At 41.2% G+C, this 11,209-nt stretch carries 9 protein-coding genes; 4 read left to right on the top strand and 5 right to left on the bottom strand.

What is annotated here, in order from left to right; translation table 11 throughout:
- The 3 genes from ACIFPW_RS02975 to ACIFPW_RS02965 form a co-directional block, all read right to left on the bottom strand.
- Positions 1 to 384: alpha/beta fold hydrolase (locus ACIFPW_RS02975; RefSeq protein ID WP_430241897.1), on the bottom strand; the 384-nt coding region annotated here is incomplete at its 3' end.
- The gene (gene menD, locus ACIFPW_RS02970) at positions 381 to 2,132 is read right to left on the bottom strand and encodes a 2-succinyl-5-enolpyruvyl-6-hydroxy-3-cyclohexene-1-carboxylic-acid synthase (RefSeq protein ID WP_430241895.1); all 1,752 of its coding nucleotides are present in this window, start codon (positions 2,130 to 2,132) and stop codon (positions 381 to 383) included. The genes ACIFPW_RS02975 and menD, both read right to left, overlap by 4 nt.
- A complete protein-coding gene (locus ACIFPW_RS02965; protein WP_430241893.1) occupies positions 2,125 to 3,528 on the bottom strand; it encodes an isochorismate synthase in 1,404 nt (467 codons plus the stop codon). Before ACIFPW_RS02965 ends, menD begins: the two co-directional genes overlap by 8 nt.
- Positions 3,529 to 3,800: 272 nt before the next feature.
- On the opposite strand from ACIFPW_RS02965, the gene ACIFPW_RS02960 reads away from it, so the two are divergent.
- The 4 genes from ACIFPW_RS02960 to ACIFPW_RS02945 all read left to right on the top strand — a co-directional run bounded on the left by ACIFPW_RS02960 (position 3,801) and on the right by ACIFPW_RS02945 (position 7,032).
- Complete coding sequence (locus ACIFPW_RS02960) at positions 3,801 to 4,088, top strand: hypothetical protein (protein ID WP_194219658.1); 288 nt, start codon at positions 3,801 to 3,803, stop codon at positions 4,086 to 4,088.
- A gap of 260 nt (positions 4,089 to 4,348) precedes the next feature.
- Positions 4,349 to 5,281, top strand: a complete 933-nt coding sequence (locus ACIFPW_RS02955) for a 1,4-dihydroxy-2-naphthoate polyprenyltransferase (protein ID WP_430241904.1) — start codon at positions 4,349 to 4,351, stop codon at positions 5,279 to 5,281.
- Between the two features lie 225 nt (positions 5,282 to 5,506).
- Positions 5,507 to 5,887, top strand: a complete 381-nt coding sequence (locus ACIFPW_RS02950) for a hotdog fold thioesterase (RefSeq protein WP_226614868.1) — start codon at positions 5,507 to 5,509, stop codon at positions 5,885 to 5,887.
- Between the two features lie 428 nt (positions 5,888 to 6,315).
- Complete coding sequence (locus ACIFPW_RS02945) at positions 6,316 to 7,032, top strand: thermonuclease family protein (protein WP_430241890.1); 717 nt, start codon at positions 6,316 to 6,318, stop codon at positions 7,030 to 7,032.
- Between the two features lie 189 nt (positions 7,033 to 7,221).
- Here ACIFPW_RS02945 and ACIFPW_RS02940 read toward each other — a convergent pair whose 3' ends face one another.
- Together ACIFPW_RS02940 and ACIFPW_RS02935 are read right to left on the bottom strand one after the other, a co-directional pair.
- Positions 7,222 to 9,246, bottom strand: a complete 2,025-nt coding sequence (locus ACIFPW_RS02940; protein ID WP_430241888.1) for an ABC transporter ATP-binding protein — start codon at positions 9,244 to 9,246, stop codon at positions 7,222 to 7,224.
- Positions 9,247 to 10,998 carry an ABC transporter ATP-binding protein gene (locus tag ACIFPW_RS02935; RefSeq protein ID WP_430241886.1) on the bottom strand — a complete coding sequence of 584 codons (1,752 nt, stop codon included), beginning with the start codon at positions 10,996 to 10,998 and terminating at the stop codon, positions 9,247 to 9,249.
- Positions 10,999 to 11,209 lie beyond the last annotated feature (211 nt).

Below are 11,209 nucleotides of genomic sequence, written 5' to 3'. Positions count from 1 at the left end.
TTGATCTTCCGTAGAAAGCCCAGGTGAACTGCTTTCCAGAATAAGCGTTTTAATGAGCGAAGGGTACTGGACAGCAAATGACAAAGCAAAACGTCCACCCATGGAATAGCCAAGCAAATGGAGTTGATCGATCCCAAGTGAATTTAATAGTTGTTTCAAGTAACTCCCCATAGATTCCATAGTATATTGAGAAGCATCATTCGGTTTCGCACTTTCGCCGTGACCGATAAGATCGATTGCAATCACTTTATATAGCCTGGACCATCTTTTCATAAAAGAAGACCAGTTCTCACTCGATCCTGTGAATCCATGCAATAATAGAAGAGGTTCTCCTTCTCCTGCGATTTCGACATGAAAAGGTTGTCCACCAACGGTATAAATCATGATTTAAAACTCTCCTGCAGGACTATTGCTGTTCCCTTCGAAACCTTCGCGAACATCTCTCGATGAAGCCTAAGATTGGCATCACGATCAGTTGGAACTTCAATTATGCTTAGCCCATGGTGATTCTGACTTTTCTCATACGCATAACTAAACTCTTCCCAATTCCATACGCGTTCAAAACTTGCCTCATATAATGCGGCAGCATGTTCATAATTTAGTCCATGTGGTGTGCCAAAGAGTTTCTCAAAGTGCTTCTCCTGCTTGCGCTGAGGTAGAAATGAGAAAATCCCTCCGCCATCATTGTTAACCACAATAACCGTCATATTGATCTCATATAGCTTAGCTAGAAGCAGACCATTCATATCATGGTAGAAAGAAAGGTCACCAATCACCAGCACGCTAGAAGAATAGGCTGTACTTGCTCCAAGAGCTGTTGAAATAATACCGTCAATACCATTCGCTCCTCGATTCCCCATTACAGTAGGTCGAGAATTCTCTGGCAAGAAAAAGTTCTCCATATCGCGAATAGGCATGCTATTCCCTACAAACAGGAGATCATTCTCACTCATCAGTTTCCCTAATTCTCTAAACACATGGCCCTCAAATAGCTCGTCAGTTCCTAAATCTTCATGAAGTAAGGTGAGAGTCGTTTGGTTAATGGCCTTCCATTTGTGTAACCACCGCTTCTCAGTAGAGTTGTTGCTTTGCACAGCAGGAAGAAGACTGTTTACAAACGATACAGAGGAAACTGTAAGCATGTCAGAACTATAAAGAGTAGGGTCTCTCCATCCTCTCTCATCCACAACTATATGAATAGGGCTTGCTACACTCTTCATAAAGAGCATATAAGCTTTTGAAACTGGCATCGCCCCAAATCTAATCACTACTTCAGGGTATAGCTCTGAATCCACCTCGCCCCTAAGAAAGGCGTCATACCCTTTTACAAGATTAGGAGAATCAATATGCCGACATTTTGAAAGTGGATCTGCTAAAACCGGATAACCTAATTCCTCAGCAAGAGCAAATAGCGGTTCAGCTAATTCGTCGTTATCCTGAGGTCCGACCACAATAATACCTTTCTTGCCAGCTAATTTGTTTGCATAATCTGTGACTGCATCTTCGTTTAAAACACGTATGTGATCTGCCGCATTTACCCACGGCTCATAATTCTCCCTACCATCTGAAAAAAGACCTGAATAGGATAGATCTGGTATCAAGGGATCTCTAAATGGGAAATTAAGATGCACAGGTCCAGCAGGGAGACCGGAAGAAACGGCTGTCGCTCTAGAAGCCGCAGTTCTGATATACCGATTTAAATCTGAAGAGGAAGAAGGCATCGCCATTTCCATAAACCACTTCACATAGTCCCCATATAGCTTGATTTGATCAATCGCCTGTGGAGCTCCATTATCACGAAGCTCATGCGGGCGATCGCCAGTCAAAACAATCAACGGTATATTGGATTGTGCAGCCTCAATAACAGCAGGATAGTAATTAGCGCCAGCCGTACCTGAAGAACATAGAAGTGCGACAGGTTCCTTATGCGATTTGGCCATGCCAAGCGCAAAAAAACCAGCAGATCGCTCATCGATGTGCACCCAGACGTTTAGTAACGGGTGTTCAGCCATGACCATTGCGAGCGGGGTAGAACGCGATCCTGGACTAATAACAGCATGTTTAACACCTGAACGTACAAGCTCATCAACAAATGACCCTACGTAACTTGCTAGTATTTCCTGGTCAGTCATATTTCTTACCTCCAAGAGCTGTTAGCATTGGTTTAAACTTCATTTTGGTTTCTTCATATTCACTATCAGGGTCAGAATCTCCAACTATACCGCACCCAGCGTATAGCGTTGCTTCTTCTCCTTTAAGTAAACCAGAGCGTATAGCTACAGCAAATTCTCCATTTCCCTGATAATCAACCCAACCAACAGGTCCTGCATACCAACCTCGATCAAGCTTCTCTATTCGCTTAATTTCATTTACGGCTTCCTTTTGAGGATAACCGCCAAGCGCAGGGGTAGGATGAAGCCGTTCAACCATACGAAAAAGGCTTGTCTCTCTACCAGCCCTTGCTACAACAGGAGTAAATAAATGTTGAATATGAGGCGTTTTAAGAATTTCCGGCCTTGACGGTACCTGAACAAATTCACACTCCTCTTCCATAGCTGATCGAATCATTTGAACGACAAGATCATGCTCAATTCGATTCTTTTGATCATGAAGAAGTGCTTGTCCAAGTTCATCATCCATTTCCTTCGATTCACCTCGTTGAATAGAGCCCGCAAGACAAGTCGAATACACTTGTTGTCCATCTCTTTTGACTAACCGTTCAGGTGAAGCTCCAAGAAAGCATTTGTCTCCATATTCAAACGCGAAAACATAGCTATCACTTTGTTGTTTTTTTAAATTTGTCAGTGTTTGGGTTGATGAAAAGTTTTGAGTCGACTGGAGCTTAATTTCTCTCGCTAAAACGACTTTATCAAGATGGCCATTTCTAATATTAGCAGCAGCACTTCTGACCGTTTCTTTCCATTCCTGAGGTCGTATTTCTTCTATTGAAATAGCATCGACATCTGCATAGGCATGAGACGTAAGCTTCTCAAAAAGACGATCATGCTTATCTAAAAGCGCTTCAGATATAACTTCCACATTATCTCCTGCGCTAACAATTGCGTTGAGTGTGAGCCAAGCATGGTTTCCAGCTGAAGTTAACATTAATTCTGGAAGAACCATCCCGCCTTTAGGAAAGGAATCCCATTCACCGCTATCTGGGGCAGTTGGATCGAATGAAAACCCACCTAACAGAACCGGTCCAACACCTGGCCTTGAAGGAGCCCCCTCTATGATCGCTTGTTCTAAAAAAGTTTGCCAATCACTTTCAATTGAACGAAAACGATCGATTTGAGCCTCAAATTGCTTCACACAACCCTGGCCCACTATTGTCGTGTCATTCTCAGGGTCCGACCAGAATGTTCGATCATTCTCGTTAGTAAACGAACCTGCAGCATAAAAGGAGAGGGGATCGACAGCAGCTACTGATAGCACCTGACTAACAAGCACGGACGTTCCCCGCTTTTCTGCCTTACTTACACCTTGATGAAGCAGGCTAAATAATTCTTGATGTTGTATTGTAGACACCGTCTTCTCCCCCCAACTTTCTGTCCATGCAAAAGCAGACCGAGTTAGCCTCGGCCACAGTTAATTAAAGGATACACCTGTCTGGCTAAGACTGTCAACGAAGCTGTTTAACCGTATGAATGGTTCTTATGTATAGATTCCCCATCTCATAGAAAAAAACCATTTTAATGTTCCGCAAGTGCCCTTAGCAAAAAAAATAGTGAGCATACACTGATAAAAGTAGACGCTGCTTTGCAGTCGTTTATAAACTAATGCATAAGGGAGGGTCTATATTGTCCAGACACTATTACCATGGGGTTTGTCGTCAACACATAGGACAATGTGTTGAAATCAAGTGTCATGACGGTCAATTGCATAGAGGTCACGTTGAAGAAGTTGATAATGAATTTGTTTATATCCGCCCTTTAAATCGCAATTGTGACGGACCACAACATCCCGAAGGACCAGGCATGTTTTTCTTCGGAGCACTTGCAGGAGGTTTTCTTGGCGGTCTTTTAGGAGTAGGACTAGGAAGTATTGCGTTCTTCAGACCATACCCATATCCTTACCCATATTATTAATCATTCAAAAACGATCCTTCGAACGAAGGATCGTTTTTGAATGGAAGAATAACTACTTTTACCCACCTCAAACTTAGAATAACCTTCATTTCTCTTTCGTTTGAAGGGAAATTCGCTACTTTCCTCTATTGACAGAGACTTCTTGATATTGACAAAAGGATTGACACCCCTTATCCATTTTTTTAAACTATAATGGTCACAAGGGGAATTTATAAGAAGTTTATTACTAAAGGGAGAGACACAATTATATGGAAGAGCGTATGAATAACAGCAACGATAAGCTGAACAAAGTCACGCCTTCAAAACCAACATGGCAGGTATGGTGGCGTTTACTCAGGCCGCATACATTAACTGCTTCCTTCGTCCCGGTTTTTCTGGGCACAATGCTTGCCCTTCAAAGTCATACATTACATTTTGGATTGTTTATGGCGATGATGATCGCATCTATTCTTATTCAATCTGCAACAAACATGTTTAATGAATACTATGATTTCAAAAGGGGTCTCGATCACGCTGGGAGTGTAGGAATTGGGGGCGCTATCGTACGAGATGGTGTTAGTGCAAGAACAGTATTAAACCTTGCTTTTATTTTCTTCGGCATTGCGATTCTTTTAGGTGTTTATATCTGTGTCCTTACAACATGGTGGATTGCGGTTATTGGAACAATCTGCATGGCAGCAGGGTACTTTTACACTGGCGGTCCGTATCCAATCGCCTACACACCATTTGGTGAAATTGCTGCTGGTGTATTTATGGGACTAATACTTGTATTACTTTCTTTCTTTATTCAAACAGGTGTGATTACGTTTGAAAGCATTCTCGTTTCGATTCCTATATCCATTCTAGTTGGCGGTATCCTCATGGCGAATAATATTCGTGACTTAGAAGGCGACAAAGAAAAAGGACGTAAAACACTTGCGATTCTTCTCGGACATGATAAGGCTGTAACATTTTTAGAAGGTATGTTTATCGTATCCTACCTCTGGGTGGTTGGACTTATTATTACAATTGATTCATCTTTATGGCTTTTGTTGATAATATTAAGCATCCCTAAAGCATTTAAAGCCATCCGCTTATTTGAAGGAAAAACAAAAGCAGCTCACATGATGCCTGCTATGCAAGCAACTGCTCAAATGCATACACAATTCGGACTGTTAATGGCCATTGGTTTATTATTAGCCTATTTCATTTAACACGATGAGAAAGTCAGAGATCCATTTGGTCTCTGACTTTTTTATATTTATGAACCACTCCCTCACCTTTGCATAAATTCGTGAAAATAATCCTCTATTCTCTGAATGAAAGTAAAAAGGAGTTTATTTAGAAATGCTACAGCCTATCGATCGCTAACTTTTCTCTTTTTCTCACGTTAGCCTCGTGTATACTGTAAATAAGTACATAAAAATGGGGGTAATACGATGGAATTTGCAAATACAATGTTAGAGGCACTCGGCATTAAAGCCATTACATTAACACCTGAAAAAGTTGTTCTCGAAATGCCAGTTGGACCAAGCACTCATCAACCACTTGGCTTTCTTCACGGTGGCGCATCAGTAGCCCTAGCAGAATCAGCAGCCAGCATAGGCGGCACACTTAATCTAGATTCAGAAAACGAAGCAACTTTTGGGATGGAGATCAACGCTAATCACCTCCGAAGCAAAAAAGACGGCGTCGTCCGAGCCATCGCCGAACCAATCCACATCGGCAAAAGAACAATGGTGTGGGAAATCAACATCGTAGACGAACAAGAAGAACTAATCTGCATATCCCGCTGCACCCTAGCCGTTAAAAGGTATTAAGAAAAGCGAAGCGGGCCTGCCTAAATCCGCAGGATGTTGGAGCCCATGAGATTGAGACGCTTTTTGTCTCATTCGATTGGGCGAAACAGCCGAAGGATTTGGCCCGCGCAGCTAGACATGAAAAGCGAAGACGAGCGTTTAGAAACGGAGATATTGGAACGCTTGAACTAGAACACTCAAAGAAAAGCCCGTCATTAATGACGGGCTTTCTGTTCTATTTTTCTTTCACCAATTTCTCTATAATCTTCATGATAGGTGTCTGATATTGCATAATGACATTCATCGCAAACCAATCTTCGTCGTTCCCACGGGAAGAGCAATTCTTTCTCACAGTAAATACATCCGTGATTCAATTGGATCACCCCCCTTTTAGATTATGCCTAATATGGGCGTCTAAGACCTAAGTGGAACGGAAAGGAGAGTAACAAATGATACGAATAAGACTGCCTTTTCTTTTTATCATCGTATTTTTATCTGCATGCGCTACACTCACATCTGATACAGAAATAAAAGAAAACACAATTCCGGCAACAGTGGATCGAGTTGTTGATGGCGATACATTGAAAGTAACTCTTGAAGATCGAGAAGAAACAATTAGACTCCTTCTCGTTGACACTCCGGAAACAAAGCATCCGAGTAAACCTGTACAACCCTATGGACCTGAAGCCTCCCAGTTTGCTAAGAATCAACTAGAAGGAAAAGAAATTGGTGTCGAGATAGATGTTTCAGAACGCGACAAATACGGTCGACTGCTTGCTTACGTATGGATTGGCGATCAGATGTTTAATGAGATGCTCCTTGAAGAAGGACTAGCAAGAGTTGCTTATATTTATCAGCCAAACGTAAAGTACGTTGATACATTCCAAGAAATTCAGCGTAAGGCTCAAGAAGAAGGCAAAGGCATTTGGAGTATTGAAGATTACGTTCGCGAAGAAGGATTTAACGAATCCTTTGAAGCATCTGACTCCACATCTACTGACAAGGGATCTCAACAAGGTTGTGACATTAAAGGGAACATTAATTCTAAAGGAGATAAAATTTACCACGTTCCTGAAGGATCATATTACGAGATTACGAAAGCAGAAGAAATGTTTTGTAACACAGATGAAGCCGAACAAGCTGGATTCCGCCCCTCTCAACGATAGATGCAACTACTTATTACTCTCTTCAGACTGAAAGACGAGTGAGATAAAGAGTTCACTAAAATAAGCCAAAGATCGAGAATCAACAGTATACCTAACATATCTAATAGAAAAAGAATGGGGTTTGCACCCTCCAACATCAAAGCCGTAGCTTAAGCTACGGCTTTGATTCATTTCATCTACTGATATCTACTAAACAGCCTGCTCAACCTTTTTCCCTTGTTGAAGCTGATACATTTGGAAGTACCTTCCCTTTTGCTTCATCAATTGATCATGATCGCCTCGTTCAACGATTTCACCTTGGTGAAGAACAAGGATTTGGTCAGCCTCTCGAATTGTTGAGAGTCTGTGAGCAATGATAAATGTGGTACGACCCTTTTTTAAAATATCCAGCGCATTTTGAATAATCATTTCTGTTTCGGTATCAACATTCGAAGTCGCCTCATCAAGAATTAAGACAGCAGGGTCAAACGCTAGTGCCCTTGCAAAAGAGATCAGCTGTCTTTGCCCCGAAGAAAGCGTGCTTCCTTTTTCGATCACTGCCTCATCATACCCGTTAGGAAGAGATCGAAGCAGCTGCTCTGCTCCCACATCTTTTAAAGCCTTTTCAACTTTTTCTCTTGAGATCGAGGAATCATTAAGACTTACATTCGAAGCAATCGTTCCAGTGAACAAGAATAGATCCTGGAGCACGATCGCCATATGCTGTCTTAACTGCTGCTTTGGAATATCTTGAATATTTTGACCGTCGATAGAGATCGTTCCTTTTTGGTTATCGTAAAATCGGAATAATAAATTCATAATTGAACTTTTCCCTGAACCAGTATGCCCCACCAGGGCAACCGTCTGACCTTTTTTCGCTTCAAATGATAGTTCCTTTAACACATATTCTTCTGCTTTGTATGCAAACGAAACATGATCGAAAGTGACATTCCCATCATAACGAGGAAATTCACCATCTGATACATCTTCCCCCTTTTCATCAAGAAGCTCAAAAACTCTGTCCGCCGCTACTAAAGCCTGTTCTAAATTAGCTAGCTGGTTCACCATATTTGTAACGGGTTGAAATAAGCGATTCAAATAATCCACAAAAGCATAAAGAACACCGAGACTCACAATAGACCCAGCCGTTAATGAAGCTCCCCCAAAGTACCAAATCAATACTACAAATGAAATATTCCGTAGAATGTTCACAAGGTTATGTGACATTAAGGAATTCAAATTCAATAGCTTATTTTGATAAGTAAAATGGCTGTCATTCAGCTCTTCAAATTCCGCTTCAGTCTTCTCTTGACGTTTGAAAGCTCTTATTATCGACATGCCCTGAATGGATTCATTGATCATTCCGTTAATATCACTAATCCTTGTTCGAATGACCTTATTGAATTTCGACGCATATTTACGATAAACGAAGATCCAAATCAGAAGGAGTGGCACAATCGTTAATGTAATCAACGCAAGCTTTACATCAAGCAAGAATAAGGCGATAAATATCCCTGTCATATAAAAGATGCTTGTGAAGAACGTTGCGAGCACCGTCACATAAAGCTCTCTTATTGCCTCCGTATCATTCGTAATTCTTGCCACAACTTTACCGGCTGGTAAATTATCAAAATAGTTGATATGCAAACGCTGAATCTGGGAGTAAACATCCGTTCTCATTTTTTGAATAATACGGTTAGCAGAGGTTTGCAATAGAAGTCCCTGCCCATATTCAAAAAAGGATGCGAACAATAGAAGCCCAAAGTAGAGCGCTATTAACCAGACCATCGGTTCTATTTGCGGTTGATAAAAGGCAAGCAGTTCTTCATTGCTTATTTCTTTAGCTTGATAGGATTGTTGTTCCCCATCCTTTTGAATCGTGATAAGGTTGTCGTCAACCGACCGTTCTCCATCGTATGCGATCGCTTCATCAACGAAATAGTAGTCGCGACCTACCTGAAGAATCCTTACTTCCTCTCCTTTAAATTCATCGCTCCCAAAATGATCACTTCGTTTATACCAGTCCCCATCATATTTAACAGCTTCTTCTCCCTGATCTGTTTCATACCAGGGATACTCAATCCCCATAATATGGACATCAATCATACGTTTCGCAATGAAAGGCCCAGAGAGCTCTGCTGTAACAGCTACCATTAATAAGAGTAAAGCAATAAGAATATTTTTCTTAAAACCCAGTGCATACTTAACTAATCGCTTTCCTACCTGTCGATTCATTTACAGCACCTCCTTCAATGAATCCTCAAGCTGCTGTCTGTCAAATTGGTCACGATACCATCCCTTTTTAGAAAGAAGCTCTTTATGAGTTCCTTCCTCAATCACCTTGCCCTCATCAAGAACGATAATCCAATCAGCATGCTGAACACCCGACAAACGATGCGTGGCTATAAACGTCGTTTTCCCAGAACGTTCATTGCGAATATTGGATATAATTTGTGCTTCAGTTTTTCCATCAACGGCAGACATTGCATCGTCTAAAATTAATATTTCAGGATTAATCATTAGAGCTCGCGCAATGGATACCCTTTGTTTCTGTCCACCTGATAAAGCGACGCCTTTTTCTCCAACAAGCGTCTCAAGCCCTTCAGGGAGCACATGTATATCTTTTTTAAAGTCGGATAGCCGCAGCACTCGATCAATGTCTTGATCTGTTCCATTATTTTTACCAAACAGAAGATTTTCTCTCACCGACCTTGAGAAAAGCATCTGATCCTGAGGAACATAACCAATCCAGTTTTGCAGAGTTTCGAGAGAAATTTCTTCGATCGGCACATCAGAAATTTTGATTTTCCCTTTACCGACTGGATATTCTCTTAAAAGTTGCTTCAGTAATGTCGTTTTCCCACTACCTGTTCTCCCTACAACGCCTAATGTTTGGCCTTTCTTCAGAGTAAATGAAACATTTTGTAAATTCGTAACAGATGAAGAGGGATACGTAAAAGTAACATCTTCAAAAACGATCGTACCTGGTGTATCCAGATATTGAGGAAAATGGTGTTCTTTCACATCCTCTTCATGAGACAGCGTCTCTAAGACACGGTTCAACGATGCATTTCCTCGCTGCATGACGTTGATCAACTCTCCAACCGCAATCATCGGCCATATGAGCATCCCCAGGTACACATTGAATGACACCAGTTCTCCGAGTGTTAGGACTTTATGAAAAACGAGATACGCTCCATACCCTAACCCAATTAAATAACTAATCCCGACAAGAACTTTAATAGTTGGCTCAAATAAAACATCTACTTTTGCTACTTCAATATTTTTCTTATATACATCTTCCGTTAAGTTCTGAAACTTCTGCTGATCTGCCCTTTCTTGTACATAAGCACGCGTTACTCGAACTCCTGCAATCGATTCTAGTACTTGATCATTCATATCTCCGAACGAATCTTGGGCAGCTGTAAAGCGCTTATGAATGATTTTTCCGTAACGATTCATGGCAAGAGCCATAAGGGGTAGAGGAAGAATAGCCGCAAGCGTTAATTTCCAGCTAATAAGAACGCCCATTGTAATCAAAATAAGAAACATAAAGATCGTTGAATCTACTAATGTTAAAATACCAAATCCTGCGGTAAGGGAGACAGCTTTTAGATCATTTGTGGCCCTTGCCATCAGGTCTCCAGTTCGGTTTTTCTCATAAAAGGATGGCGTCATTTTAAGGAGGTGCTTCATCAATTTAGATCGGAGCGCCCTCTCAACTAGAAAGGCACCACCAAATAATTGGTACATCCAAATATATGTGACGATATAGACGACGAGCAATAACCCTCCATAAAAAAATAAATAATTTCGTAAGCTTTCCCAGGTTAAGCTTCCTACGTTTATTTCATCAATGGCCATTCCGATTAATTTTGGTGGAATGACCTCGAGAATACCCCCAAAAATCAATAAAGCAATAGCAATGCTATACCGTTTCCAATGCTGTTTAAAAAACCAGCTCAATTTCCGTAAAATAGAGAACAACTTAATCCCTCCTAACTTTTTCCTACAGTTATGCTTTCTGATTGACTATTTCACCATCCTCCTTACATGGATCACTTCATTTCCCCACTGTCACTTTTCTCAGAAACCAAAAAAGACATAACCGCATGCGGTTATGTCTAATGACTTCTTAAGACATAGAAAAGGGCACACGTCTATGACGCGCGCCGATTCCTTTACTGTGACAAAGGGG

It is taken from the genome of Pseudalkalibacillus sp. NRS-1564 (assembly GCF_050467905.1).
In the GTDB taxonomy this organism is placed as follows: domain Bacteria; phylum Bacillota; class Bacilli; order Bacillales; family Guptibacillaceae; genus Guptibacillus; species Guptibacillus hwajinpoensis_B.
The sequence above is the reverse complement of the archived record's forward strand: the minus strand, read 5'-3'. Positions and strand labels throughout refer to the sequence as shown.